General features: G+C 49.3%; 28 protein-coding genes and 1 other RNA gene. 18 read left to right on the forward strand and 11 right to left on the reverse strand.

Annotated elements, in window-relative coordinates; genetic code table 11:
• Positions 1–8: 8 nt before the first annotated feature.
• A complete protein-coding gene (locus ACM67B_RS09600; protein ID WP_416189422.1) occupies positions 9–2,420 on the reverse strand; it encodes a TonB-dependent receptor in 2,412 nt (803 codons plus the stop codon).
• A 268-nt stretch (positions 2,421–2,688) separates the two neighbouring features.
• On the opposite strand from ACM67B_RS09600, the gene ACM67B_RS09605 reads away from it, so the two are divergent.
• The 6 genes from ACM67B_RS09605 to ACM67B_RS09630 all read left to right on the forward strand — a co-directional run bounded on the left by ACM67B_RS09605 (position 2,689) and on the right by ACM67B_RS09630 (position 7,320).
• Positions 2,689–3,948 carry an NAD(P)/FAD-dependent oxidoreductase gene (locus ACM67B_RS09605; protein ID WP_416189423.1) on the forward strand — a complete coding sequence of 420 codons (1,260 nt, stop codon included), beginning with the start codon at positions 2,689–2,691 and terminating at the stop codon, positions 3,946–3,948.
• 120 nt (positions 3,949–4,068) lie between these two features.
• Positions 4,069–4,512, forward strand: coding sequence for a cell surface protein (locus ACM67B_RS09610; protein WP_416189424.1), 444 nt, complete (start codon positions 4,069–4,071; stop codon positions 4,510–4,512).
• Positions 4,513–4,554: 42 nt separating this feature from the next.
• Positions 4,555–5,130 (forward strand): D-glycero-beta-D-manno-heptose 1,7-bisphosphate 7-phosphatase, encoded by a 576-nt coding sequence (gene gmhB / locus ACM67B_RS09615; RefSeq protein WP_416189425.1) that lies wholly within the window; start codon positions 4,555–4,557, stop codon positions 5,128–5,130.
• A gap of 30 nt (positions 5,131–5,160) precedes the next feature.
• A complete protein-coding gene (locus ACM67B_RS09620; RefSeq protein WP_416189426.1) occupies positions 5,161–5,895 on the forward strand; it encodes a lysophospholipid acyltransferase family protein in 735 nt (244 codons plus the stop codon).
• Between the two features lie 3 nt (positions 5,896–5,898).
• Positions 5,899–6,594, forward strand: coding sequence for a M48 family metallopeptidase (locus ACM67B_RS09625; RefSeq protein WP_416189427.1), 696 nt, complete (start codon positions 5,899–5,901; stop codon positions 6,592–6,594).
• Positions 6,595–6,777: 183 nt separating this feature from the next.
• Positions 6,778–7,320 (forward strand): lipocalin family protein, encoded by a 543-nt coding sequence (locus ACM67B_RS09630; RefSeq protein WP_416189428.1) that lies wholly within the window; start codon positions 6,778–6,780, stop codon positions 7,318–7,320.
• 59 nt (positions 7,321–7,379) lie between these two features.
• Here the strand turns inward: ACM67B_RS09630 and ACM67B_RS09635 are convergent, their stop codons facing one another.
• Positions 7,380–8,561 (reverse strand): cytochrome-c peroxidase, encoded by a 1,182-nt coding sequence (locus ACM67B_RS09635; RefSeq protein ID WP_416189429.1) that lies wholly within the window; start codon positions 8,559–8,561, stop codon positions 7,380–7,382.
• 338 nt (positions 8,562–8,899) lie between these two features.
• Between ACM67B_RS09635 and ACM67B_RS09640 the strand changes: the two genes are divergently transcribed.
• From ACM67B_RS09640 to murU, 12 genes are all read left to right on the forward strand, one after another.
• The gene (locus ACM67B_RS09640) at positions 8,900–9,889 is read left to right on the forward strand and encodes an NAD(P)H-dependent glycerol-3-phosphate dehydrogenase (RefSeq protein ID WP_416189430.1); all 990 of its coding nucleotides are present in this window, start codon (positions 8,900–8,902) and stop codon (positions 9,887–9,889) included.
• Between the two features lie 111 nt (positions 9,890–10,000).
• Entirely contained in the window at positions 10,001–10,327 is a 327-nt protein-coding gene (locus ACM67B_RS09645; RefSeq protein WP_416189431.1) for a hypothetical protein, read from the forward strand.
• Positions 10,328–10,336: 9 nt separating this feature from the next.
• Positions 10,337–10,639 (forward strand): cell division protein ZapA, encoded by a 303-nt coding sequence (locus ACM67B_RS09650; protein ID WP_416189432.1) that lies wholly within the window; start codon positions 10,337–10,339, stop codon positions 10,637–10,639.
• A 5-nt stretch (positions 10,640–10,644) separates the two neighbouring features.
• A non-coding RNA gene (ssrS, locus tag ACM67B_RS09655) (6S RNA) lies at positions 10,645–10,824 on the forward strand.
• A gap of 193 nt (positions 10,825–11,017) precedes the next feature.
• Positions 11,018–11,449, forward strand: coding sequence for a 50S ribosomal protein L13 (rplM, locus tag ACM67B_RS09660; protein ID WP_095502821.1), 432 nt, complete (start codon positions 11,018–11,020; stop codon positions 11,447–11,449).
• Between the two features lie 9 nt (positions 11,450–11,458).
• A complete protein-coding gene (gene rpsI / locus ACM67B_RS09665; RefSeq protein WP_095502822.1) occupies positions 11,459–11,851 on the forward strand; it encodes a 30S ribosomal protein S9 in 393 nt (130 codons plus the stop codon).
• 269 nt (positions 11,852–12,120) lie between these two features.
• Positions 12,121–12,366, forward strand: coding sequence for a GlsB/YeaQ/YmgE family stress response membrane protein (locus ACM67B_RS09670; protein ID WP_416189433.1), 246 nt, complete (start codon positions 12,121–12,123; stop codon positions 12,364–12,366).
• Between the two features lie 69 nt (positions 12,367–12,435).
• Positions 12,436–12,663 (forward strand): TlpA family protein disulfide reductase, encoded by a 228-nt coding sequence (locus ACM67B_RS09675; RefSeq protein ID WP_416189434.1) that lies wholly within the window; start codon positions 12,436–12,438, stop codon positions 12,661–12,663.
• Positions 12,614–12,928 (forward strand): hypothetical protein, encoded by a 315-nt coding sequence (locus ACM67B_RS09680; RefSeq protein ID WP_416189435.1) that lies wholly within the window; start codon positions 12,614–12,616, stop codon positions 12,926–12,928. Before ACM67B_RS09675 ends, ACM67B_RS09680 begins: the two co-directional genes overlap by 50 nt.
• Before the next feature lie 357 nt (positions 12,929–13,285).
• Complete coding sequence (gene hpaR, locus ACM67B_RS09685; RefSeq protein ID WP_416189436.1) at positions 13,286–13,723, forward strand: homoprotocatechuate degradation operon regulator HpaR; 438 nt, start codon at positions 13,286–13,288, stop codon at positions 13,721–13,723.
• A gap of 14 nt (positions 13,724–13,737) precedes the next feature.
• The gene (gene hpaC, locus ACM67B_RS09690) at positions 13,738–14,238 is read left to right on the forward strand and encodes a 4-hydroxyphenylacetate 3-monooxygenase, reductase component (protein WP_416189437.1); all 501 of its coding nucleotides are present in this window, start codon (positions 13,738–13,740) and stop codon (positions 14,236–14,238) included.
• Between the two features lie 229 nt (positions 14,239–14,467).
• Positions 14,468–15,166, forward strand: coding sequence for an N-acetylmuramate alpha-1-phosphate uridylyltransferase MurU (gene murU, locus ACM67B_RS09695; protein WP_416189438.1), 699 nt, complete (start codon positions 14,468–14,470; stop codon positions 15,164–15,166).
• Positions 15,167–15,454: 288 nt separating this feature from the next.
• On the opposite strand, the gene ftsZ is transcribed toward murU, so the two are convergent.
• From ftsZ to ACM67B_RS09740, 9 genes are all read right to left on the reverse strand, one after another.
• Entirely contained in the window at positions 15,455–16,648 is a 1,194-nt protein-coding gene (gene ftsZ, locus ACM67B_RS09700) for a cell division protein FtsZ (protein ID WP_416189439.1), read from the reverse strand.
• Between the two features lie 235 nt (positions 16,649–16,883).
• On the reverse strand, positions 16,884–18,128 hold the full coding sequence (gene ftsA / locus ACM67B_RS09705; RefSeq protein ID WP_416189440.1) for a cell division protein FtsA: 1,245 nt from the start codon (positions 18,126–18,128) through the stop codon (positions 16,884–16,886).
• A 45-nt stretch (positions 18,129–18,173) separates the two neighbouring features.
• A complete protein-coding gene (locus tag ACM67B_RS09710; protein ID WP_416189441.1) occupies positions 18,174–18,890 on the reverse strand; it encodes a cell division protein FtsQ/DivIB in 717 nt (238 codons plus the stop codon).
• Entirely contained in the window at positions 18,880–19,791 is a 912-nt protein-coding gene (locus tag ACM67B_RS09715) for a D-alanine--D-alanine ligase (RefSeq protein ID WP_416189442.1), read from the reverse strand. Before ACM67B_RS09715 ends, ACM67B_RS09710 begins: the two co-directional genes overlap by 11 nt.
• Positions 19,792–19,850: 59 nt before the next feature.
• The gene (gene murC, locus ACM67B_RS09720; protein ID WP_416189443.1) at positions 19,851–21,257 is read right to left on the reverse strand and encodes a UDP-N-acetylmuramate--L-alanine ligase; all 1,407 of its coding nucleotides are present in this window, start codon (positions 21,255–21,257) and stop codon (positions 19,851–19,853) included.
• Between the two features lie 153 nt (positions 21,258–21,410).
• On the reverse strand, positions 21,411–22,478 hold the full coding sequence (gene murG / locus ACM67B_RS09725; protein ID WP_416189444.1) for an undecaprenyldiphospho-muramoylpentapeptide beta-N-acetylglucosaminyltransferase: 1,068 nt from the start codon (positions 22,476–22,478) through the stop codon (positions 21,411–21,413).
• Positions 22,479–22,483: 5 nt separating this feature from the next.
• The gene (gene ftsW, locus ACM67B_RS09730) at positions 22,484–23,677 is read right to left on the reverse strand and encodes a putative lipid II flippase FtsW (RefSeq protein WP_416189445.1); all 1,194 of its coding nucleotides are present in this window, start codon (positions 23,675–23,677) and stop codon (positions 22,484–22,486) included.
• 117 nt (positions 23,678–23,794) lie between these two features.
• Entirely contained in the window at positions 23,795–25,132 is a 1,338-nt protein-coding gene (gene murD / locus ACM67B_RS09735; RefSeq protein ID WP_416189446.1) for a UDP-N-acetylmuramoyl-L-alanine--D-glutamate ligase, read from the reverse strand.
• 35 nt (positions 25,133–25,167) lie between these two features.
• The gene (locus ACM67B_RS09740; protein ID WP_416190562.1) at positions 25,168–25,650 is read right to left on the reverse strand and encodes a group II truncated hemoglobin; all 483 of its coding nucleotides are present in this window, start codon (positions 25,648–25,650) and stop codon (positions 25,168–25,170) included.
• Positions 25,651–25,688: the final 38 nt, after the last annotated feature.

Raw genomic sequence — 25,688 nt, forward strand, 5'->3', positions numbered from 1 at the left:
TCACGAAGTTAAAACGTCATGTTCAACCCAAACACAAAATTGCGGCCGATTTGCGGCACGTACGGTAAAAATGAAGTATGGGTGTAGATTTTCTTGTTCAACACATTATTGGCATCGGCGTAAATGCGGTATTTCATCGAGCCGACTTTGTTGCGGTAGGCAATGCCTAAATTCAACAGATGATAGCCCTTAGTTTTACGCTCCACCAAATCCGGCCGCTCGTCGCTGAATGACTCAAAAAACGACACTTTGTTTTGCGTAAACACGCGTGTGTAGTCGATTTTGGTTTGCCATCGTTCGTTCCAATTACTGTTGATGCGTAAGCCAATGCGGGCAGGCGGTACGCGCGGTGCATTGCGGTCGGCTTTTTTATGCACTTCATCGACACTGCCCATGGTGTCGTAGCGGATGTAATCAGGCAGATTCACCAGTTTGCCGCGCACATAATCGCCCCACAGGGTGATTTGGTGTTTGTCGTTCGGGCGGTAGCTCACGCTGCCTTCCAAACCATGAAAACGGGCTTGCGATTGGGCATAGCGGTATGTGGCCAAGGTGCCGTATTGGAAAATGGTTTGTTTGTAAATATAGTTTTCAAAGCGATTGTGGTAGGCGCTGATGTTGTAATCCCATTTATCAGACACATGACGCAGACCGATTTCAACATTATCTGATTGCTCTTTATCCAAATCTTTTTTGCCGTATTCAAACGAATTGGTGGCCAAGTGTTCGCCGGTATAGTAAAGCTCCATCGGGCTGGGATGACGCTCGTTGTGCGAATACATCAGCGACAGGGTGTAATCGGGATGAAAATCCCAATTCATAGAAGCGGCATAGGAATTGGCGCGTTTGTTGTATATTTCCGGCGCAGGGGCATATACGGTCGGCTTAGGCCGCCAGCACAGCCAGCTGGTTTTTGGGTCGCAACCGCGTTGGATAATCAATTTTTCGCGCTCGTATTCAATCGGGATTTCCTGTTTCTCGGTACGGCCGCCAAATTCAAGCGTTAAATCTTTCCAACGCCATTGGCCGGTCGCAAACAGGCCGAATTGCTTGTTGGTGTTTTCTACCAGCATCCAGTTTTCTTTCAATTCGCCCGATAGGATTTTGGAATGGTGGGCGCTGCTTTTATTGCGCTGCCATTGTGCGCCCCACACGCCGGTAAAGCCGTGGTATGGTTTGTGATGCACTTCGATTCTGCTGCCAAAACCTTTGTTTTTGAAAATATTGTTGGCTCGGCCGTAATTATCGGCGGTGCCGTGTGAATCGTAGGGATTCAAATCGATGTCTTTGCCGGCATCTTTTTCGTCATGGTAGTAATCAGTGTGCGACAAACGCAGACTGATTTTGGCTACGCTAGGCAATGGCTCTTTCCATTCGCCGTGCAAATCGGCGCGGCGGGTGTTCATGTCTACCCACGGCCCCGGTTTGGTATGGTCGAATTTAGGGCCTAATTCTTCATATTCATTAGCTGGCTTGGTGAAGTCTTCAGGCGCATTGTGGTAATGCGGGCCGACATCTTCTTCGCTGTGCAAATGCGGATAATAGGCCAGATATTCTTTGCCTTCGCGGATAACGTGGGCTTTGGTGTTGTCGTGTTCGTGGTTGTGCGCCGGCAAGCCGTAGCGGTCACGGCGGTAGCTATAGGACGCACCGATGTGGCCTTTTTCGCCGATAAACGACATACCGATGGTGCCGACACGCGATTTATTGTGGGTATCGGGCATATAATCCAAGCGGGTATCTTTGTTCACATTCAAAAAAGGCACATCATAATTATCGGCATGGCGGCTCAAACCTTCGGCTCGCACGGCAATATGCTGCCCCAAGCCCACAGTTACCCCTGCCGTAGCCACTTTTTCACTACCTGCCTGTGGTGTCCAACGCAAAGCCGCTTCCCCTTCATAGCCCTTTTCCGGCATAGCTGTCGGAATGCGCTTATCGGTAATGTTTACCACACCGGCTGGCGAAGCGTTGGCATACAGCAAAGTCGGCGCACCACGCACCACTTCCACTTGTTCGGCCAACAAAGTATCCGCCGCCACCGCATGATCGGGTGACAGTGTCGACATATCCACAATATCCAAATTGTTTTGCAACAGCTTCACACGCACGCCCTCTTGTCCGCGGATAATCGGCGCGCTCGCCCCTGTGCCGAAAGGATTGGTATGGATACCGGTTTCTTGCGCCAAAGCATTACCCAATGTGGCCGAACGTTCTTTAAACACTTCGCCCTTAATCAGCTTATCACTCGGTTTGCGTCCTTGAGCAAACGGCGCACTGTGCATCGTTTGGCGTTTTCCTTTCACTTCTACCGTTTGCAACTCGGCAGTGTGCGCCGATTCATCAACCACTTCTGCCCATACAGTCTGCATAGCAAATAAAGACAATACGGCCGCAGCCGCAGGCTTCACTGTAAACATTTCGTTATCCCTTGTTAAAAATATGAAATGTTATAACGTAACATACTGGTATGCAATAGTCATGTTTCCTCAGCTTCCCAACTATCTGAACCTATTTATCTTCAATCAACGGAAAAATCTTAAATATCAATATTGCTGACCATCAACACCATGAAATCATTCGATTTCAAATAAGTTCTGATTTTTCAGACGGCCTCAACAAATCTTCCCTATGCCGTCTGAAAACACGGATAATAGCCATCCTTTAGATAATTTTATCCAGCACACCATGCCCCAAACTTTCCACACCGTTATCATTGGCGCCGGCGCGGCCGGTATGTTGGCTGCGGCACGTATCGGTCAAGCAGGACACTGCGTTGCACTGATTGATCATGCCGCCAAAATCGGTGAAAAAATCCGCATTTCCGGCGGTGGCCGCTGCAATTTCACCAACCGCCACCTCAACGGCCACGACGGCTCAGCCTATTATGTGTCGCAGCAGCCGCGCTTTGTGCGTCATGCCTTGGCGCAGTTTCATGCCGCCGATTTTATTGCTTTGGTGGAAAAACACGGCATTGCCTATCATGAAAAACATAAAGGCCAACTTTTTTGCGACGGCAGTGCGCAGGAAATCATCGCCATGCTGCAGAGCGAGTGCGAACAAGGCAAAGTAGCGTGGCATACGGCTTGCACGGTCGAAAACGTCAACCTACTTCAGACGACCTCTGCCAATGATTTACCACGCTTCCAACTCCACACCAGCCACGGCGAATTTCAGGCACACAATCTGATTGTGGCCACCGGCGGCTTGGCGGTACCTGCAATTGGCGCATCGCCGTTTGGCTATGAACTGGCCAAACAATTCGGCCACAGCATCGTGCCACCCGAAGCAGCCTTGGTGCCGCTACGTTTTGAGCATTGGGCGGAACACGGCTACGACCAGCTTTCCGGCATTGCCCTGCCGGTACGCATCAGCGTGGGCAGCGGCAAGACGCGTGTGTCGTTTGATGAAGATTTATTGTTTCGCCACAAAGGCTTGAGCGGCCCGGCGATTTTGCAGATTTCCAGCTATTGGCATAGTGGCCAAACCATCGCCATTGATTTGGTGCCCGACACCGACCTTGCCGCGGCATTGTGCGAAGGCAAAAACGGCCAAAAAATTCAGCTCAAGACCGCCTTAAAATCACTCTGCCCGACCTTGCCCGAACGTTTGCTGGAGACATGGCTTGGCCGCGCCGAATTTGCGCCTTATGCGACGCACAAATGGGCGGATGTGCCCAATGCCGTTTTAACCCGACTCGGCCAAAGCCTGAACCAATGGACACTTCTGCCCAGCGGTTCAGATGGCCACAAAAAAGCCGAAGCCACGCGCGGCGGTGTGAATGTAAAAGAAATCGACCCGAAAACCATGCAAAGCAAATTGCAGCCGGGCTTGTATTTCATCGGTGAAGTGATGGACATCACCGGCTGGCTCGGCGGCTATAATTTCCAATGGGCATGGTCATCGGCTGTGTGCGCGGCAGAAGCGCTTTGCCGCGAATCGGCGTAAACGCTAAGCTCATTCAGAAGGTCTGAACTTGCAGATTGGCGATGTAAAGTACAGCAGATTACTGATAAAATAGGCCGTCTGAAACCTTATTCAGACGGCCTCAATACACGAAAGCCCAACATGTACGATCACTTTCAATTCCACATCGAAGAAGACTACCCTGCCGATTTATCGCCCGACCATGCCGCCACCCACATGGGCATGTATTTCCAATGGGCGGCCGGTCAGGGGCTGGTGAATCCGGTGTGGCAGACTGCGCCTGAAACCGCCGCCGATTTCGCTGCCATGTTAGACGGCACATTCAGCGGTGCGGCATTTGTGCGCAACCATTTGGGCAGCGTGCTCACGCCCGAAGATTTTACCGAGCAGGGTCAACGCTTTACCGATTTCTATTACGACGATGAAGACGAAGGCTACGGCGCGTTTATGGAAGACTACATCACCACGCTCGATACGCCGCAACTACCGAGCTTTTACCATGTCGCCGACACACCGCAAAACTATGCCCTGCTCGCGCCCGTTTTTCAGGCGGCCTTTGAGCGTTGGAAACATTCTTTAAAATAATCGACACGGCCATGTTGCAACAGGCCGTCTGAAAGGCACACTATGCCCACCCACAACAAACTTATCATTCTCGACCGCGACGGAGTGATTAACCAAGACCGCGACGACTTCGTCAAATCCGTTGACGAATGGATTCCGATTGACGGCAGCATGGACGCCATCGCCTTTCTCACCGAAGCGGGCTACACCGTCGCCGTCGCCACCAATCAATCGGGCATCGGCCGCAAATATTTCACCCTGCAAGATCTTACCGAAATGCACGCCAAAATGCACCGCTTGGCACTACAAGCCGGCGGCGTAATTGACGGCATTTGGTTCTGCCCACACTTGGCCGACGATAACTGCAACTGCCGCAAACCCAAGCCCGGCATGATTCAAGATATTTTAGACCGCTTCCAAGCCCAAGCCGCAGATACTTGGCTGGTCGGCGACAGCTTACGCGATTTACAGGCCATTGATGCCGTGGGCGGTAAATCGGCTTTGGTATTGACCGGCAAAGGCAAAAAAACCTTGCAGGAAAAAGAAGAAGAATTGCCGGAAAACACGCAAATCTTCGACAATCTGCTGGCTTTTGCGCAATACATCATGCAAGAAGAATTAAAACCAGACGAAGCTTAAGTCTGAAAGCCACATTTAAAGAACCTAATTATGCTGTTGATTAAAAACCTGATTTACTGGCTGATTTTATCGGTCAGCCTAATTGTATTGTTCCCCTTTATGCTGTTGGCCGTGCCTTTTCCCGGCGGCGCACACAAAATGGCACAAGTTTGGGTATCGATTTTAAATTGGTCGCTGAAAAACATCATCGGCCTGCAATACCGCTTAATCGGTGCTGAAAATATTCCGTCCGAGCCGTCGATTATTTGTTCCAAGCACCAAAGCGGCTGGGAAACCTTGGCTTTGCAGGAAATTTTTCCGCCGCAGGTTTATGTCGCCAAACGCGAGCTGTTTAAAATTCCGTTTTTCGGCTGGGGCTTAAAACTGGTGAAAACCATCGGCATCGACCGCAGCAACCGCCGCGAAGCCAACGACCAATTGATAAAGCAAGGCCTAGCGCGCAAAAACGAAGGCTATTGGATTTCCATCTTCCCCGAAGGCACGCGCCTGCCGCCCGGCACGCACGGCAAATACAAGCTCGGCGGCGCACGCATGGCGAAAATGTTTGAGATGAACATCGTACCTGTTGCGCTCAACAGCGGCGAATTTTGGCCGAAAGATTCGTTTATGAAATATCCGGGCGAAATCACCGTCGTTATCGGCAAACCAATTGCGCACGACAGCGGCAGCGAAGCTGAATTGATGGCCGAATGCGAAAACTGGATTGAAGCGCGCCAAGCCGAAATCACCGGCCAAGGCCCGTTTGCGCCGAAAAAGGCCGTCTGAAGCATGCCGCGCTTCGCCCACACGCTTTCAGACGGCCTTGAAATCGTCATTGATTTGAAACGCAGCGCCAAGAAAAATTTAATCCTGCGCCCCATCGACGACCAAACGGTCAGCATCAATATTCCGCCGTTTCTCAGCGCCGCGCGTTTGCAACAATGGCTGCGAGAAAACGAAGCTTTGTTGCGTCAAACCTTAGCCAGAACACCTGTCCGCCCGCTGGCCAACCCTTCGGAAAAACCGGCATGGATTTGGTATCAAGGCGTTCAGACGGCCTTAACCGATGCACCGCAAGCCACCATCGCCTTGAGGCCGTCTGAAATTTACCTGCCTGAAAAAAGCTGGCCGCAACAGCAAACCCATTTACGCCGTTTCCTGCATGAACGCGCCGCCGAATATTTGTTGCCGCGTTTGGCTGCCCACGCCGCTACTATGAATATGCACCCTGCCGCCACCGCCTTGAGCAACGCCAAAACCTTTTGGGGCGTATGCCGCCACCGCACCGGCATCCGTTTGAATTGGCGGCTGATTGGTGCGCCGGAATTTGTCGCCGATTATGTGTGCGTGCACGAACTCTGCCACCTGCCCCATCCTGACCACAGCGCCAAATTTTGGGCATTGGTCAACCATCATACGCCGCACACTGCCGCCGCCAAAGCATGGCTGAAAGCGCATGGACAAGAATTGTTTGTGTTGGGCTGAATCATACGGTACATTAGCTTGAGACACTTCGCAAACTCCCCATCTTTGGCACATTTCTTCGTTATGCGCTGCTCTAACTTCGAACTGCACTCAAATCTGGGGCTTTGCAAAGATCTCAACTTTATCTTTCAGACAACCTCAATGTCCGAGTAGACTGTCTGATTCTCTAAAGAAAGGATGAATATGCGTTTTCCTACCAAACTTGCCGCCTTGTCTTTAGGTATCCTTGCCGCAACCGCCCAAGCTGCCGAGCCGCAAAACGAACCGCAAACCGTGGCCAAAGTCAATATTCCACGCTACATGGGCACATGGTACGAACAAGTCCGCCTGCCTATGCGTTTTCAAGACGATTGTGTATCGGATGTCAAAGCCCAATACCGTTTGACCGACAAGCAAGTGGTGAAAATCACCAATTCTTGCCACAAAAAAGACGGCAGCATGATGAGCGCCAATGCGGAAGTAAAAAAAGTGGATGAGAGCGGCAGCAAATTGCGTATTTCATTCTTACCCAAAGCCGTCAACTGGGTGCCGATTGCCCGATCGTCTTACTGGATTTTGCGCTTAGACGACAATTACCAAACCGCTTTGGTCGGCACACCAAACCGCAAATATATGTGGGTATTGTCACGCTCACCGAAGCTGGATGAAGCCACTTTGCAAAGCTACATCGAAACCGCCAAACAACAAGGCTACGATGTTTCCAAACTGGTACGCAGCGTTCAATAAAGATTGTTCATTATAAAAAAGCCGTCTGAACATTCAGACGGCCTTTGTTTGACTGCATATTATTTGTTGTCAGGATGAGATTCCATCGGGCTAGACAACGGCAATTCAGGCATGGTACGTGCTTTTTCAGGTACAGAGCCGGATAAGGTGTGCAAGAATGCAACGATGTTGTCCACATCTTCTTGCGGCAACTCTTTACCCAATTGCGCCTGCCCCATGATTTGTACCGCTTTATCCAATTCCCACACGCTGCCGTTATGGAAGTAAGGATAAGTTTTGGCTACGTTACGCAAGCCCGGTACGCGGAAGAAGTATTGGTCGGCTTCATTTTTGGTCACGTCAGCACGGCCTTTGTCTTGGTTCGGGTCTTCAATGAATTTCCAGTAAGGACCTTGTACCAAACCGAATTTTTGGAATGAGTTACCACCTAAGTTTACGCCGGTGTGACAGGCAATACAGCCGTTATCCATAAACGAGCGTACGCCTTTGCGTTCTTGTTCGTTCAGGGCATTGATGTTGCCTTTCAGGTATTCGTCCCATTTTGTCGGCGTCAGCAAAGTACGCTCAAACGCGGCAATCGCAGTGGTGATGTTTTTGAAGCTGATGGCGCCGTCTTGAGGGAAGGCTGTTTTAAATGCTTCTTGGTATTCCGGAATATTCACGATTTTGGCCACAACCGCTTCTTCGCTGTCGTTTGCCATTTCCACCGGATTCAGCAACGGACCGCCCGCTTGCTCTTCCACGTCAGCCGCGCGACCGTCCCAGAATTGCATGTCTAAGGTTGCCGCGTTCAACACGGTCGGTGAGTTACGGCCACCAAAGCTGCCTTTGTGACCTTGGCTGGTCGGCATATTGTCGACACCGGCAGAAGCCAAGTTGTGACAAGAGTTACAGCTTACAGTATTGCCTTTCGACAAACGTGGCTCATACCACAATGATTGGCCAAGCTCCACTTGCTCAGGCGTGAAAGGACGCAGCTTTTGCATTTCTTCAGGAGTCGGCAGTGGTTTGAAAATGCCTTGCGCACGTTGCAGCAAATCTTTGTCTTCTTGCGACGCACCGCTGTTGTCATAAGCTGCTTGAGAAGCCGGTGCCGCAGCAGGCTCAGAAGCCGCCGGCGCGATGGCTGGTGCAGAAGCAGCAGGCGCAGCTGCTTGCTCGGCCGGTTTGTCGCCACAGGCAGCCAATGCCGCCAACACTGCCAGAGAAAGGGTGATTTTGCCGAAAGTTTGGTATTTCATGGCGTATTCCTTTATATATAAAAAGGGAAGATACTGCTCACCTGAAGCAGCCGAACCCTATGGTTAGGTTTGATAAAAATCCTACATTTGTTTACTGCTGTTTGTTATTGCTTTGGTTAATTTATGTATAGAGTATAATCAGACTCGGCTAACGGCTTTTTGCGATAAATCAATTTTGATACCGCTATAGTCAAACCCTATATACCAGATAGCTGAAATTTTATTTTCTTATTCATTTCTAAGAATTGCCCGTATTTAAGCGCAAATCACATCGTATTACTTGCACCCGATGGCCGATTGTTTTAAAGTTAGGCGCAAATCTTATTAGGAAGATTTCTATGAAAATTACTGTTATGGGTGCAGGCTCTTGGGGCACTGCACTGGCTGTTCACTTTGCCCAACACGACAACGAAGTCGCTCTGTGGGCGCGTAATGCCCAACACATCGAAACCTTGCAAAACGACCGTGAAAACAAACACGCGCTACCGGGTTTCCCATTCCCCGAAAGCCTGACCGCACACGTTGATTTGGCCGATGCCTTAAAAGGCTCCGAATTGGTGCTGATTGTGACCTCTGTTGCCGGCTTGCGCAGCAGCGCAGAATTATTAAAAGCCAACGGTGCCGCCGATATTCCGGTTCTAGCCGCATGCAAAGGCTTTGAGCAAGACACAGGTTTATTAACCTTCCAAGTCTTGAAAGAAGTCTTACCGGAAAATAAAACCCTCGGCGTGTTGTCCGGCCCAAGCTTTGCACAAGAGCTGGCGCAACAATTGCCTTGTGCCGTGGTATTGGCTTCCGAAAACAAAGCATGGATTGAATCGCTGGTTGAACAATTAAACAACAACGTGATGCGCTTATACGGCAGCACCGATGTGATTGGTGTGGCCGTCGGCGGCGCAGTGAAAAACGTGATGGCCATTGCGACCGGCCTTTCAGACGGCCTCGAATACGGCCTGAATGCCCGCGCCGCTTTAGTAACCCGTGGTTTGGCCGAAATTACCCGTTTGGCCGTTGCCATGGGCGCGCAGCCGAAAACCATGATGGGCTTGGCCGGCATCGGCGACTTGATTCTGACCTGTACCGGTGCCCTTTCACGCAACCGCCGCGTTGGTTTGGGCTTAGCAGAGGGCAAAGAGCTGCACCAAGTACTCAAAGAAATCGGCCACGTTTCCGAAGGCGTGAGCACCATCGAAGAAGTGTTCAACACCGCCTGCAAATACCAAATCGACATGCCGATTACGCAAACCCTGCTGCAACTGATTCGTCAGGAAATGACGCCACAGCAAGTGGTTGAACGTTTGATGGAACGCAGTGCACGTTTCGAATAACACCAAACTTGGAGGCCGTCTGAAACCCTATTTTTCAGACGGCCTTTCATTGACAGCTGCCGAGCATATCACTATGCTTACTGTTACGACCTTTCTTATGAATGATTCCCCATGAACCAAGCCCTTGACCAACTGGAAATCAACGTTTACCAGCTCACCCAAAAGTTTGAAACGCTGATTGGCGAAAACCGCCGTTTACACGAAGAAATCAACCGTCTCAAACTTGAGCAAGAGCAACAAAAACGCGAACACGAAACCGCCGTTGACGAATTAAGCGAAGCCTTGCTGGTACAAGTAGGCAAATTGAAAGAAGATTTGCAGACCAAAATCGACAGCCTCACCGCCGAAAAAGATCAATATCGCAGCGCTTTAGAACAAAGCGCCGAAGAAGTGCGCCGTCTGCTCGCTCGCCTACCGAAAGAAGAATCTTCACATTAAGGACAACACATGAGCATCGAACAAGTCAATCTCGACATCATGAATGTCAACCTGACCATCAACACACCAAGCGAAGAAAAAGACACCCTGATTCAAGCGGTTGAAATGCTGAATAAAAAAAGCGAAGCCATTAAAGAAAACGGCCGCATCGTCGGCACCGACAAAATCGTGGTCATGGCCGCTTTAAATGTTGTACACGATTTATTAAAAGTCAGCCTCAAAGATGATTTGGCAATCGGCGAATTTCAGCGTAAAATAACAGACATGAACGACGCTTGCCAAAAAGCATTGTCCCGCTTAGAGCAAAATTGATTTTCTTTTCCCTGCAGTGTACGCGAAGGCATATATTCCTTTGAACCAATAAGTTCGCTTCAGGTTGCCGGGAGCAGTAGTGGGCGCGATCGTCTTTTATAGATGAACCCGAAACTACCCGAGGTGACCGCCTTGTCAGACAAGGTTCAAGCGGATTCAGCCGAAACGGCATGTGCGGGGATTCCCATATAAAGCCATACCCTCGCGGTATGGCTTTTTCACTCTCACCCAATCGCGTAAAAACAACAAATTTCCATCGAAAAAACTTTTATTGCCGTTTTATTAAAACAATTACTTTCAGACGGCCTCAATACGATTGACAAAAGCCAGTAGCGACTTTAAAATCCATAACTTTCTATATCTATCTGGATTTCCACTATGAAAACCTTTTCAGCGAAACCGCATGAGGTGAAGCGCGAATGGTTCGTCATCGACGCTCAAGACAAAGTTTTGGGTCGCGTTGCTGCCGAAGTCGCACACCGTCTGCGTGGCAAACACAAACCTGAATACACCCCTCACGTTGACACTGGTGACTACATCATCGTCATCAATGCAGACAAATTGCGCGTGACCGGTGCTAAATTTGAAGACAAAAAATACTACCGTCACTCAGGTTTCCCTGGCGGTATTTATGAGCGTTCATTCCGTCAAATGCAAGAGCAATTCCCAGGCCGTGCTTTGGAACAAGCCGTAAAAGGCATGTTGCCAAAAGGTCCTTTGGGTTACGCCATGATCAAAAAACTGAAAGTGTATGCCGGCGAAGAGCACGGCCATGCTGCACAACAACCTAAAGTTTTAGAATTGAAATAAGGACACGACATGAACGGTAAATACTACTACGGCACAGGCCGCCGCAAAAGTTCAGTGGCTCGTGTATTCCTGACCAAAGGTAACGGTCAAATCACCGTTAACGGTCGCCCTGTTGACGAATTTTTCGCCCGCGAAACCAGCCGCATGGTTGTTCGCCAGCCATTGGTTCTGACTGAAAACGCAGAATCATTCGACATTAAAGTTAATGTTATCGGCGGTGGCGAAACTGGCCAATCTGGTGCCATCCGTCACGGCATCACCCGCGCCCTGATCGACTTTGATGCTGCTTTGAAACCTGCTCTGTCTGCTGCCGGCTTCGTAACCCGCGATGCCCGTGAAGTGGAACGTAAAAAACCAGGTTTGCGCAAAGCACGTCGCGCAAAACAATTCTCAAAACGTTAATTCGTTTACAGATATTATCCAAAAAAGCCCGCAATTATTGCCGGGCTTTTTTATTACCTTTGCTACCCGTTACTGATTTTTTCAGACAGATCCCTCCCATTAACTCCCCTTTCATCTAAAGTTCGATGATTCAATCTTGTAAAATATCTTAATTTTTGAAAAGATATGCAATAAAAAAAGACTTCAACCCGCCGTCTCGGTATGATGAAACCATCCGTACTACACACCAAAACAGGCGGCAAGAGTATATTAATGATGAAAGGAATATTATGGGCTGGTTAGGCACAATTATCGTAGGTTTTATCGTTGGCGTATTGGCTAAATTTTTACATCCGGGTAACGATAAAATGGGTTTCATCATGACCACGCTTTTGGGTATTGCCGGTGCAGCATTGGCCGGCGTAGTCGGTGAATCTTTGGGCTGGTACCAAGTTGGTGAGGGCGCAGGTTGGATTGCTTCCACCATCTTTGCGGTGATTATTTTGGCTGTGTACACGCGCATCGTGAAAAAATAACGATTCACTGATTCCAAAGACAAAACAGGCCGCACATGGCCTGTTTTTCTTGCAATGAAACTTCTTACTATGTCACGCACACTACTCTCTTACCTCAAATCTTTTCTACAAGCCGCGCTGATTTTTGCGCTGATTTCTATTGCTATTGACTGGTGGCGCAAGCCCAACCAGCCTGTTGCTTTTGCCGAACAGAATCTAATTACCCTCAATCAAAACCACACTTCGCTGAAGCAACTTAGCCAAGACCGTGTCGCAATTGTGTATTTCTGGGGAACCTGGTGCGGGGTCTGCAAATGAGAAACTTCACCAAAACCATATTCCGGTCATCAGCATTGCCTTAAAATCAGGTGACGATACAGCATTACAACAATATCTCAACCAGAATCAATTATCTTTCCCAACCGTCAACGATTCAGACGGCCTGATTGCCCAACAATGGGACATCAATGTCACACCCACCATTGTTTTCGTAAAGAACGGCCAAATGCTTCATGCTACTACCGGCATCAGCAGCTATTGGGGCTTGCGCCTGCGCATGCTGATTAGCAATCTGATGTATTAATATTTGCACCTAAGAAATCTAATTATTTTAAACATAAAATCGACTTGTCAAAATTAAACGGTATTATGTGTCAATCATCGTTATTTTTAAAATAAACAAACTATCTTAACATTAATACTTAATGATTCTATTGAGATTATTTCTAAAATATACTAATATAGGCTTAGAGGATAGCTCAAAAATCTTATCATTATTATCATCAAAACAAATTAATACCGTATTCAATCAAAGCTCAAGCAGCATGCCATTTGTTTCAATCTGAATTTGTACAACGGCATCCCATAACCTTAGGCGTAAGCCCTTATTATCCTGCCACGCTTCCATGATTTGAACCATAGTTACAACGGAGAACTTCTCATGCCCAACCAATCTAAACATGCATCAATTAATATTGCCCTGATTCAAGCGCGAGAAGCCTTGATGACGCAATTTCGCCCAATTTTGAACCAAGCCAATGTGACCGACCAACAGTGGCGTATTATCCGCCTATTGGCCGAAAATGGCACTTTAGATTTCCAAGATTTGGCCAACAAAGCCTGCATCTTACGCCCTAGCCTGACCGGCATTCTGACCCGCTTGGAAAAGGCCGGCTTGGCCGTACGCCTAAAACCTTCCAACGACCAGCGCCGCGTGTATCTGAAGCTGACCCAAGAAGGTGAAAAGCTTTATCAGTCCATTGGCGCACAAGTGGACGACCGCTACGATGCCATTGAGGCTATTTACACCAAAGAAAAATTGGACGCACTGCAAAAATTGCTGGCTGAATTGTCTGAAATCGAGCAAGCTTTAAAATAAAAAGTTATCACAGAATGACTGATTCCACACACACACTTAAGCAACCGTTTCGTGATGCTATGGCTTCTGCAGCAGCAGGCGTGCATGTCATTACGACAGACGGTGCCGCTGGGCGTTACGGCATTACCATGACCGCCGTAACATCTGTAACCGACGAGCCACCTACCATTATGCTGTGCATCAATCGTGAAGCGGCGATTATCCCGATTTTGCTGCAAAACCGTGATTTATGTATCAACACGCTTTCAGACGGCCAGCAGGACATTGCCGAACACTTCGCCGGCATGACCAACCTCTCACCGGAAGAGCGCTTTGAATACCATATCTGGCATCGCGGCCAAACCGGTCAACTTGAAGTAGAAGGCGCTTTAGCTCATCTGCACGGCCAAATTATCGAGCAGCATGAAATCGGTACGCACTATATTTTTTATGTCCGTCTCAATGAAATCAAAGTGGCCGACACCACCTCGCCTGCTTTATTGTATTTCCGCAGACAATTCAAATCATTGGCATAGCAAAAGGCCGTCTGAACAACAAAGTTCAGACGGCTTTAATTTGTATTTCAATACTATTTGTAATCGTAAATCATTAAAGGGCCATATAGCTGTTTAAAATATAAATAAGACAAGGCGGTAGCGGCGGCTGTATAGGCTTCATACATAAGGGTACTGGCAACCTAAGCTTGTCGAAGCATACTATCGGCTATACAATTTCAACTATTTGACAAAATTTTTGGATACACACATGAAAGCAATGATTCTGGCTGCCGGCCGTGGCGAGCGCATGCGCCCCCTGACCGACATCTGCCCCAAACCACTGTTAAAAGTTGGCAAAGAGCCACTTATCGGCTGGCATTTACGCCGTCTGAAACAAGCCGGAATCACAGAAATTGTCATCAACTACGCATGGCTGGGCGAGCAAATCGAACAAGCTTTAGGCAACGGCGCACAATACGGCATCAATATCACCTACTCACCCGAGCTATCTGGAGGACTGGAAACTGCCGGCGGCATTGCTACTGCTTTGCCTTTATTGGGCAATGAACCCTTTTTGGTCATCAACGGCGATGTTTTAACCGACATTGATTTTCAAGCAGCCGCTTCTGTGGCGCAAACCTTAACGCAAAAACAGCAATTGGCGCACTTATGGCTGGTTAACAATCCGGCGCACAACCTAAAAGGTGACTTTGGCCTACTTTCAGACGGCCTGCTTGCCGCCGACCCACATAACGGCCAAGGATTAACCTTTAGCGGTATGGGCGTTTATCACCCCAATTTGTTTCAGCACACCCCTGCCCATCAAGCCGCCAAATTGGCACCGCTTTTACGATCAGCAATGGATAAGCAACAAATCAGCGGCCAAAAGCATGACGGGCTTTGGCTGGATGTCGGCACCATCGAACGACTGGAAGAAGCCAATCGCCTGGCTGAAAATTGGGCGTAAATCCTGTTTTATCCGATAAACTCAGTATTAACGACATCAGTATAAACGACAACAGATGAAGGCCGTCTGAAATACAACCTTCAGACGGCTTGAGACCTTTGTAAAACTCCTGTGTTTGGCACATTTGTTCGTTAAGCTTGCCTATTTTAATAATACATCTGCGCTTTCTACACTGCTCCAACTTCGAGCGTACTCAAATCTAGGGGTTTGCAAAGGTCTCGGGTTTTATTTCAATGATTCCAAACAAAAAGCCTGCTATTTAAGCAGGCTTTTTGATGATTCATCTCATCAATTATCAGAAGAATTTTGACGGCGCAAAATAGCCGGAATTTCAAAATCATCCAAAACCGATTGATTACCGAAGTCGGCAGCAGTCAGATTCATACCACGCGTACCGCGACCTGAACGTACCAAACCATCAACATTGTGTGGTTGTTGGATTTGCTCTTCCCGATTGCCTAAAGCCTGCTGTACACGTGATGAAGTACGCACAGGCGCAACTTGCTGGCCATGCTCTTGCAAACCGGTAGCGATAATGGTCACACGAATTGCATCTTCGCTCATGTTTTCATCTTCAGCGGTACCAAACTTACATTCGGCATCCGGGTGAGCGTTGCTGTTCACCACTTTCATGATTTCGCCGTATTCAGACATTTTCAGGCAACCTGGTGCAGTGGTCACATTCACCAATACACCGCGCGCACCATCCAAGGTTACGCCATCCAACAATGGGCTGGAAATTGCTTGTTCGGTCGCCAAACGTGCGCGGTCGATACCTTGGGCAAAGCCCGAACCCATCATGGCCATACCTTTAATGCCCATCACGTTTTTCACGTCGGCAAAGTCAACATTGATGAAACCAGGGTTGGTTACCACTTCAGAAATACCGGCAACGGCGTTGCGCAATACATCATCAGCCGCACGGAATGCTTCACGCATGGTGGCATCTTCACCCAAGACGGTGAATAATTTGTCATTCGGGATCACGATCAGAGAATCCACTTGGCTCTTCAATTGCTCCAAGCCGTTTTGGGCGATATGACCGCGTTTGTTACCTTCAAAATTGCTCGGACGAGTGACCACGGCAACAGTCAGAATACCCATTTCTTTAGCGATTTCTGCCACGACAGGTGCCGCACCGGTACCGGTACCACCACCCATACCAGTGGTAATGAACAACATATTGGCGCCACGAATGGCATCTTCGATGGCTTCACGCTCTTCTTGAGCAGCCGCACGTCCAATTTCAGGATTGGCACCCGCACCCAAACCACGGGTCAGATTTGTGCCCAATTGAATACGTTTGGCCGCATTGTTTTTACCCAATGATTGGGCATCTGTATTGGCACTGATGAATTCCACACCTTGAATGGTGTTTTCAATCATGTTGTTGATGGCATTGCAGCCACCGCCACCCAAACCAATCACTTTAATGACTGCAGGGCTTGCGGCTGATTCCGCTACGTCGTAAACAAATTCCATTCAATACTCCTCCGCGCCCTGCTGTGAGGACGGTTAAAAATAAATTCTCACTGTATATTATATAAGAAGTATCCGATCACTTGCAAAATACTTCTGCCATGAACCATATCTGTCCGTTTTCCTCAGCGCTTTTTAAACAAAAAACATACAGTCTGCTTTCAGACAGCCTAAACAATGATACCAACCGAATAGGCCGTCTGAACATCTACCATAACAAATTAGCAACTTTAACGGATTAAAAATTATCTTTTAAGAATTTTTGGAAGCGCGCCCACAAGCTGAGTTTTTCACCGCTATCACCGCCAACATGTACCGCGCCGGTTACCGGGCTACCGTCTTCTTCGCCGCGTGCTACTTGTAATAAGCCGATGGCAGTCGCATAGCGCGGATTACGGATACGCTCTGATACGCCTCCCATTTCTTGCGGTACACCGATACGCGCCGGCAGATTGAAGATTTCTTCTGTTAACTCGACAATACCGGTCAACATAGATGCACCACCGGTCAACACGATACCGGAAGTCAACACTTCTTCAGGGAAGCCTGAGCGGCGCAACTCGTTCAACGTCAATTCCAAGATTTCTTCCACACGCGGGCCAATCACACTAGCCAATACACGACGTGAAATTTGGCGCGGCAAACGGTCACCCACGCTTGGTACTTCAACCATTTCGTCCAAGCCTTCCATAGTCGGAATGGCAACACCGTAATGGATTTTGATGTATTCGGCGGCGCTGTGCGGCGTGCGCAAAGCTTGTGCCAAATCTTTGGTAATCAAGTCACCCGCTACAGGAATCACGGCGGTATGACGGATGGCACCGTTGGTATAAACCGCGATGTCGGTTGTACCGCCACCGATGTCGATCACACACACGCCCAAATCTTTTTCATCTTCAGTCAATACGGCTTGGCCGCTGGCCAACGGTTGCAGCATAATTTGCTCCATCTGCAAATCACAACGCTGAATGCATTTTTGAATATTTTGCAAAGCAGTATTGGCACCGGTAATGATGTGCACCCGCGTATCCAAACGCACGCCGCTCATGCCAATTGGCTCTTTTACCCCCGGCTGGTTATCGATGATGTATTCCTGCACCACGGTATGCAAAATATTGTGGTCAGGCGGGATGTTGATGGCTTTGGCGGTTTCGATGGCGCGGTCGATGTCAGCCTGTGTTACTTCGCCGTCTTTGATTTTCACTACACCTTGCGAATTCAGGCTGCGAATGTGGTTGCCGGCAATACCCGTGGTAACACGGGAGATTTTGGTATCCGCCATTAATTCGGCTTCATTTACTGCTTGTTTGATGGCTTGTGCAGTCGCATCGATGTTGGTCACCATACCGGCTTTCAAGCCGCGTGATGGTGCTTGACCCAAACCGACAATGTGGATTTCATTGTCTTCTTGCACTTCCCCGATGAGTGCAATCACTTTTGACGTGCCGATGTCCAATGCACTGATGTATTTGCCTTGTTCCATAAATTCCCATTCATTTCGCTAATGTTGTATTTTTACTGAGCCTGGTTATTCAGACGGCCCATCCAAAGGTTGTTTGTATCGCACCGAAAAGCCGTCTTTATAACGCATATCGACATATAATAAACGGTCACGGTGTTTTTGCAGCAGGCTTGGCCAAATTTCGGCGAAAAACTGCAAGCGTTTGATTTCATGCTCGCGCCCTAAGCGCACGGTAATGCCGTTGTCCAACACCACCGACCAAGCCGAACGTGGCGTGTAGATCAGCTCTTTCACTTTTAAACCACGTGCTTCAAGAACACCGGTAAATTCATTGTAGTGTCTGACCATGTCTTTACCTGTGCCGGGCTGTCCTTCGAAAACCGGCAAATCCTGCTCCAACGTGGCTTGAAATACATTGCCTTTGGTATCAACCAAACCCGATTTTTTCCATTGGGCGATGGCTATGCGCTCAGTCAGATGGATTTCAACTGTATCCGGCAAACGGCGGCGCACCAAAGCCGAATCCACCCAAGGCAATTGTTGAAAAGCCTCTTGCGTGGCATTCATATCAGCACGAAAAATATTGCCGACCAAGTGTTTTTGCGCAATGGTTTGCAGCTCTTTGCCATCAATATGGGTCAGCTTGCCTTCAATAGCAACCTGCTTGATGGGAAAGTGGTCCGAATGATACATCCATGCCACACCTGTGCCGATGAGTAGCAACGCCACCAACACACACAACCATCTTGTTAACCGCCCCAAGGCGCCGGCATCATCCCACATGAGCAGTTTTCAAAATTTCAAGACATAAATCGGCAAAATCCAAGCCGGTTTGTGCGGCGGATTTCGGTACTAAACTATGACTGGTCATACCCGGCAAGGTATTGATTTCCAAAAGATACAGTTTACCATCGGTATCTTTCAGAAAGTCAACGCGCACACAACCTTCCGCACCAATCGCCTGCGCACCGCGCACTGCCAGCTCGCGCATCAAGGCTTCATCGCTCTCGCTCAAATCAGACGGGCATTGGTAAACGGTATCATCACGCTGGTATTTGGCTTCCCAATCGTAAAACTCGGTTTGCGGAGTAATGTGAATGCTCGGCAAACCACGGTTGCACAATACCGGACAAGAATACTCACCGCCGCCAATGAAACGTTCGGCGATAATCTCACCCTGTAAATGCTTTAATTCTTCGTAAACCGCTTTCAGACGGCCTGCTTCTTTCACTTTTACCACGCCGACACTGCTGCCCTCTGCCGCCGGTTTGACAAACATCGGCAAACCTAAGGTTTTTTCAACCGCATCGAAATCGCTGTCGTCACGCAAAACAGCAAATTCCGGCACAGGCAAGCCCAAAGCCTGCCAAATCAGTTTGCAACGGTATTTATCCATACCGATGGCCGAAGCGGCCACACCGCTACCAGTGTAAGGCATGTTCATCAATTCCAACGCGCCTTGAATCGCGCCATCTTCGCCGTAAGTGCCGTGTAAGATATTGAAGGCCGTCTGAAAACCTTGGGTTTTCAATTCGCCTAACGGGGTTTCTTTCGGGTCGAACGCATGCGCATCAACACCTTTACTTTTCAGAGCCGCCAAAATCGCGGCGCCGCTGTCTAAGGAAACGTCGCGCTCGGTTGAAAAACCGCCCATCAACACGGCCACTTTGCCAAAATTCTGCATACTGCTTGTCTTTCTAATCTTTCAGACGGCCAAACTTATTCAGACGGCCTTTCCCATTATTATTGTTTGCTCGCATCCAACATGGCTTGCGGTACTTTATTGATGCTACCAGCCCCCATGGTCAATACCACATCGCCATCTTGCAGCACATTCAGCAACATTTCCGGCAATTCGGCTACGTTTTCGCAGTAAATCGGCTCCAGTTTGCCCAATACGCGAATGGCGCGCGCCAACGCACGCGAATCGGCGGCGGCAATCGGTTCTTCACCGGCGGCATACACTTCGGTCAACACTAGCGAATCAACGGTATTCAATACCTTGGTGAAATCTTCAAACAAATCGCGGGTACGCGTGTAGCGGTGTGGTTGGAATGCCAACACCAAACGCTTATCCGGATACGCACCACGCGCGGCGGCCACAGTGGCGGCCATTTCCACCGGATGGTGGCCGTAATCGTCAACCAACAGCGCTTTACCGCCTTTTGGCAAGGCCACTTCACCATATTTTTGGAAACGGCGGCCAACACCGGCAAAGCCGAGCAAGCCTTGTTGGATGGCTTCAACCGAAGCGCCCACTTCTAAGGCCACACCGATGGCGGCCAAAGCGTTCAATACATTATGGCGACCCGGCATATTCAACACCACTTCAAACGGCGCTTGCTCGTGGCCTTTCATGTTGACATGCACGGTAAATTTCATTTGCGCACCAACGTTTTCAATATCGGTGGCGTAAATATCCGCAGTATCGTCCAAGCCATAAGTGGCAAACGGTTTGCTCACTTTTGGCACAATCGCACGCACGTATTCGCTGTCGATACACAAAAATGCTTTACCGTAAAACGGCATGCGGTGAATAAAATCGATGAAGGCCTGATGCAGCTTTTCCACGCTGTGGCCGTATGTATCCATGTGATCTTCATCGATGTTGGTCACCACCGACATAATCGGCGTCAAATGCAGAAAAGACGCATCCGATTCATCGGCTTCGGCCACGATGTATTCGCCCTGACCCAAACGGGCATTCGAACCGGCGGCAGTAAGTTTGCCACCAATCACAAAAGTGGGATCCAACCCGGCGGCCGCCAAAATCGAAGCGGTCAGGCTGGTAGTAGTAGTTTTACCGTGGGTACCGGCAATAGCGATGCCGTCACGGAAACGCATCAGTTCCGCCAGCATCAGTGCGCGCGGAATCACGGGAATATGTTGCTCATTGGCCGCCACCACTTCAGGATTATCGGATTTTACGGCGGTAGAGGTCACCACCACATCGGCGCCATTCACGTGTTCGGCGGTATGTCCGGGGTACACTTGAATACCCAAGGCCGATAAGTGCTCGGTGGTGGCGTTTTTCGACTGGTCGGAACCGGAAACCTTAAAACCCAAATTGTGCAACACTTCAGCAATGCCGCACATGCCGACGCCGCCGATGCCGACAAAGTGAATATTGGTTACTCGATTTTTCATCATGATTTCTGTCCCGAAGTCAATTTTTACGTAAAAGCGTTATTCTAAAGGGCTGCTGCGTTATGCGCCATTGTTTTATTGTAAAGGCTAATTAACATAGCATGTCAGGCCGTCTGAAACTGCCCTACTCTTTTCAGACGGCCTATTTTAAAAGGCTCAACCCACCACATCAATCGCAGCTTGTGCCACATCATCTGCGCTGTGCGGCAAGGCCAATGTGCGTGCTTGTTCTGCCCATTGCAAACATTGTTCGCGCGTTAAACCGCTCAACACTTCGGCCAATTTTTCCGGCGTTAACTGCGTCTGGGGCAACAGCAAACCAGCTTGCGCGCGCACCATAAAACGGGCATTGGCGGTTTGATGGTCATCCACCGCGTGTGGATACGGCACCAACAACGCACCAACACCGGCAGCTGTCAATTCAGCAATCGTCAGCGCACCGGCGCGGCAAATCACCAAATCGGCATCGCGATACGCCGATACCATGTCGGTAATAAATTCCACACACTCGGCTTCCACGCCCAAGGCATCGTAATCGGCCTGCAGACTACCCAATTTGTTGCGGCCGGATTGATGATACATTTGCGGGCGCTCATGTTCAGGCAATAACGCCAACGCTTTCGGTAAGGTTTGGTTCAGAATATCCGCCCCCAAGCTACCGCCCATCACCAATACTTTCAGACGGCCTGTTCTACCGGCAAAGCGTTCGGCCGGAGCCAGCAAATTGGCAATATCCGCACGCACAGGGTTGCCGACCAAACCATTTTCGTGTTCAAACGCTTTCGGGAAGGCATACAGCACCCGTTTTGCCCAGCGCGACAATTGGCGGTTAGACAAACCGGCCACGGCATTTTGCTCGTGAATCACAATCGGCACGCCGCACAATTTGGCTGCCACACCGCCCGGAAAAGTCACAAAACCACCAAAACCAATCACGCAGGCCACGCGGTGTTTTTTGATGATGCGCTGCGCCGCGCGAACGGTTTTAAACAGCGTAAACGGCAGCATCAGCTTGCGTTTCAAACCATTGCCGCGCACACCTTTAATCGCCAAGGTTTCCAATAAAATATCGTATTGCGGCACGATACGCGTTTCCATCGCGCCTTCGCTACCCAGCCAAATCACATGATGGCCGCGCGCACGCAAGGAGTCGGCCACAGCCAATGCCGGAAAAATATGGCCGCCGGTACCGCCGGCCATCAACATAAATGTCTTACCGCCCATTTATTCTATCCTTCTATCTGATAACCGCGCATTTTTTGGCGGTTTTCATAATCAATCCGCAACAACAATGTCATGCAGATTAACATAATCACCACAGCCGAACCACCGTACGACATCAACGGCAAGGGTAAGCCCTTGGTTGGTAGAATACCGATGTTTACACCGATATTAAAGAAACTCTGAATCCAAATCCAAATGCCGATACCGTTGGCTACATAGGCGCTGAAAATCAAATCCAAATCCCGCGCCTGCTTGCCGATGGAAAAAGCTCGCACCGCCAGCCAGCCATAACAAAACACCAGCACACACATGCCCAAAAAGCCGAATTCTTCGCCAATCACGGCGAAAATAAAGTCGGTATGCGCTTCAGGCAGGTAAAAGCGTTTTTCCAAACTCGCCCCCAAGCCCACACCTAACCATTCGCCGCGTGCAATCGCCATCAAGGAATGGGTCAACTGATAGCCCTTGCCCAATGGATCTGCCCATGGATCAAGAAAACCAGCAAATCGTGCCATGCGGTAAGGTGCGGCCACAATCAAGCCGCCCATACCGATCAACACCATCACCAACATCATGACAAAATATTTCCATGGGAAATCAGCCAAATACAGCATTCCCATAATGATGCCGATAATCACCGCAAACGAGCCGAAATCGGGTTGTGCCATAATCAAAATCAGGCCGACCACCAACAGCGAGCCCGGTTTGATGATTTTTTTCACACTCTGCAACACTTCCGCTTTGCGTGTAAACAAACTGGCTAAATACAGAATCACAGCCAATTTAAACATTTCGGTCGGCTGCAGGTTAATCGGACCGATGTGAATCCAGCGCGTCGCACCGTTAATCTCACGCCCCACGCCCAATACCACAACCAACAATATCCCGCACAAGGCGAAATACCACGGCATAAACTTTTTCCAAGACGTCATTTTGAAAAGAGAAATAATGCCGCACACAACCACACCCAAAATGATAAAAATTGCCTGCTTATACAAAAAAGAATACTGATTACCGCCTTCAGCGGCCGCATACGCAATCGAAGCCGAATAAATCATCAGCAGACTGAATGACGTCATCAGAATAATCATCCACAACAACGAAACATCGATTTTTTGACCGCTGCGTACAATAGGCCTGTCTAAGAATCGGGATACATGACGGGATATATAATTAGAAAGTTTAGTTAGGACATTCATGTTAAAAAAGCATTGCAGCTTGAGTAAAGTGTTCAGACGGCCTGACATATTCAGGCCGTCTGAACAGAGATTATACTTATGAATTAAATGATTATTTCAGTGGTGCGTTCAGACGGCCTACAAAGCCTGAAACGCTTCGATAAACACTTCCGCCCGATGCGCATAGCCGGTGAACATATCAAAGCTGGCACAAGCCGGACTCAACAACACCACATCGCCCGCTTCGGCGTGGATATAGGCCGTCTGAACCGCTTCTGGCAAAGTAGCGCAATCGGTCATCGCCACGCCGCAACCGGCCAAATCACGGCGAATCAGCGGTGCGTCTTCTCCAATCAGCAACACCCTTTTGGCCTTGCCTGCCAATACATTTTTCAGAGGCGAGAAATCTTGGCCTTTACCCACACCGCCTAAAATCACCCACAGCGGATTTTGCAAACCAGCAATTGCGGCAGCGGTAGCACCGACATTGGTACCTTTGCTGTCGTCGATAAAAATCACGCCGTTTTTCTCACCGATTTTTTCCACGCGGTGCGGCAAACCTTGGAAGGTTTTGACGTGTTCCAACAAAGCTTCGCGCGGCAAACCAATGGCTTCGCATAAGGCCACCGCAGCCAGCACATTGGCCGCATTGTGCAGACCTTGCAGCGGAATATCGGCTGTGGCCAGCAAATTATCGCTACCGTGTTTCAGACGGCCTGTTTCGCGTTCCAGCCAATAATCGGCCGTATGTTCAATCGAAAACCATTTTACTTCGCGCTCGGCCCGCTTCATGGCGCGGCAGAATACATCGTCCGCATTCAATACCTGCACGCCTTCGCCACGGAAAATTTTGTCTTTGGCATGGGCGTAATCAAGCAAATCATCGTAGCGGTCGAGATGGTCTTCGGAAATATTCAACACCGTCGCCGCACTTGGGCGCAGGCTTTCAGTGTTTTCCAATTGGAAGCTGGACAATTCCAACACCCACACATCGGCTTTTTTGCCTTCACGCTGCAACTCGGCTTCTAAAACCGGCGTACCGATGTTGCCCGCAATCACGGTATCCAAGCCGCATTTGATACACAAATAGCCAACCAAACTGGTGACGGTAGTTTTGCCGTTGCTGCCTGTGATGGCAATCACTTTATCGCCGCGCTCGTTCAACACACCGGCCAATATTTCAATGTCGCCCAACACGCGGCCGCCATTGGCTTTAAATTCGGCAATATCCGGCTGGCGCTCGCTAATGCCCGGGCTGATGGCCAGCGTATCGAAACCGTCTGCCAACGCATCTTTCAGACGGCCTGTGTAAAACTTCAAGCCGTCAAACATTTTACCGATTTGCGCCACGCGCTCAGGCTTGAGTGCCGCATCGTAAGCCGCCACTTCGGCACCGGCTTGGCGCAGAAATGCAATCATCGAAATACCCGAGCCGCCCAAACCTGCGACCAATACTTTTTTATTTTGCCAATTCATTTTGTGTTCGATTCAATAGGTTTTATTGTGGATATTCAGGCCGTCTGAAAAAATCCGTTTACATCATAACGCGGCAGCATTTCCTGCAACGCCACCAGTCTGTCTTCAGGGCTGCTGGCACCGGGCGGCATCGGCGGCACAATACCGTCTTCATGTTGATTGCGCATCCAATCGGCCATGGCATAGATTTGCAGCAGCAAAGGTTCGGCCAGCTTTTTGTCGACTTCTAATTCACTCAAGGCTTGGGCAAAACAGGCCACCCATTCGTCGCGCACTTGGCTTTTTACGGCAAACGGCATGTGGCGCGCACGAAGTTGCGGATGGCCGTATTTTTGTTCAAACAAAGGCGGTCCACCGAGCCAGCCACTGAAAAATTCGTAGAGTTTGTCGCGAATCAAGGTCATATCGTCGCCATGCATTTCGCGCAAGGCTTGATATTTTGGCTCGAGTTCCATTAAGTCGTAAAAACGGTCAGTCAAGGCACGCACACCTTGCTCACCGCCCAATGCGTGATACATAGCTGCTCCAAAGCCGTCTGAACGATAAAGCATTCAGA

This window comes from Neisseria sp. CCUG17229 (assembly GCF_047839235.1).
In the GTDB taxonomy this organism is placed as follows: domain Bacteria; phylum Pseudomonadota; class Gammaproteobacteria; order Burkholderiales; family Neisseriaceae; genus Neisseria; species Neisseria brasiliensis.

Coding starts and splice junctions, on each gene's coding strand:
- ACM67B_RS09600 (WP_416189422.1), bottom strand. CDS start 2,420: ATGTTTACAGTGAAGCCTGCGGCTGCGGCCGTATTGTCTTTATTTGCT.
- ACM67B_RS09605 (WP_416189423.1), top strand. CDS start 2,689: ATGCCCCAAACTTTCCACACCGTTATCATTGGCGCCGGCGCGGCCGGT.
- ACM67B_RS09610 (WP_416189424.1), top strand. CDS start 4,069: ATGTACGATCACTTTCAATTCCACATCGAAGAAGACTACCCTGCCGAT.
- gmhB (WP_416189425.1), top strand. CDS start 4,555: ATGCCCACCCACAACAAACTTATCATTCTCGACCGCGACGGAGTGATT.
- ACM67B_RS09620 (WP_416189426.1), top strand. CDS start 5,161: ATGCTGTTGATTAAAAACCTGATTTACTGGCTGATTTTATCGGTCAGC.
- ACM67B_RS09625 (WP_416189427.1), top strand. CDS start 5,899: ATGCCGCGCTTCGCCCACACGCTTTCAGACGGCCTTGAAATCGTCATT.
- ACM67B_RS09630 (WP_416189428.1), top strand. CDS start 6,778: ATGCGTTTTCCTACCAAACTTGCCGCCTTGTCTTTAGGTATCCTTGCC.
- ACM67B_RS09635 (WP_416189429.1), bottom strand. CDS start 8,561: ATGAAATACCAAACTTTCGGCAAAATCACCCTTTCTCTGGCAGTGTTG.
- ACM67B_RS09640 (WP_416189430.1), top strand. CDS start 8,900: ATGAAAATTACTGTTATGGGTGCAGGCTCTTGGGGCACTGCACTGGCT.
- ACM67B_RS09645 (WP_416189431.1), top strand. CDS start 10,001: ATGAACCAAGCCCTTGACCAACTGGAAATCAACGTTTACCAGCTCACC.
- ACM67B_RS09650 (WP_416189432.1), top strand. CDS start 10,337: ATGAGCATCGAACAAGTCAATCTCGACATCATGAATGTCAACCTGACC.
- rplM (WP_095502821.1), top strand. CDS start 11,018: ATGAAAACCTTTTCAGCGAAACCGCATGAGGTGAAGCGCGAATGGTTC.
- rpsI (WP_095502822.1), top strand. CDS start 11,459: ATGAACGGTAAATACTACTACGGCACAGGCCGCCGCAAAAGTTCAGTG.
- ACM67B_RS09670 (WP_416189433.1), top strand. CDS start 12,121: ATGGGCTGGTTAGGCACAATTATCGTAGGTTTTATCGTTGGCGTATTG.
- ACM67B_RS09675 (WP_416189434.1), top strand. CDS start 12,436: ATGTCACGCACACTACTCTCTTACCTCAAATCTTTTCTACAAGCCGCG.
- hpaR (WP_416189436.1), top strand. CDS start 13,286: ATGCCCAACCAATCTAAACATGCATCAATTAATATTGCCCTGATTCAA.
- hpaC (WP_416189437.1), top strand. CDS start 13,738: ATGACTGATTCCACACACACACTTAAGCAACCGTTTCGTGATGCTATG.
- murU (WP_416189438.1), top strand. CDS start 14,468: ATGAAAGCAATGATTCTGGCTGCCGGCCGTGGCGAGCGCATGCGCCCC.
- ftsZ (WP_416189439.1), bottom strand. CDS start 16,648: ATGGAATTTGTTTACGACGTAGCGGAATCAGCCGCAAGCCCTGCAGTC.
- ftsA (WP_416189440.1), bottom strand. CDS start 18,128: ATGGAACAAGGCAAATACATCAGTGCATTGGACATCGGCACGTCAAAA.
- ACM67B_RS09710 (WP_416189441.1), bottom strand. CDS start 18,890: ATGTGGGATGATGCCGGCGCCTTGGGGCGGTTAACAAGATGGTTGTGT.
- ACM67B_RS09715 (WP_416189442.1), bottom strand. CDS start 19,791: ATGCAGAATTTTGGCAAAGTGGCCGTGTTGATGGGCGGTTTTTCAACC.
- murC (WP_416189443.1), bottom strand. CDS start 21,257: ATGATGAAAAATCGAGTAACCAATATTCACTTTGTCGGCATCGGCGGC.
- murG (WP_416189444.1), bottom strand. CDS start 22,478: ATGGGCGGTAAGACATTTATGTTGATGGCCGGCGGTACCGGCGGCCAT.
- ftsW (WP_416189445.1), bottom strand. CDS start 23,677: ATGAATGTCCTAACTAAACTTTCTAATTATATATCCCGTCATGTATCC.
- murD (WP_416189446.1), bottom strand. CDS start 25,132: ATGAATTGGCAAAATAAAAAAGTATTGGTCGCAGGTTTGGGCGGCTCG.
- ACM67B_RS09740 (WP_416190562.1), bottom strand. CDS start 25,650: ATGTATCACGCATTGGGCGGTGAGCAAGGTGTGCGTGCCTTGACTGAC.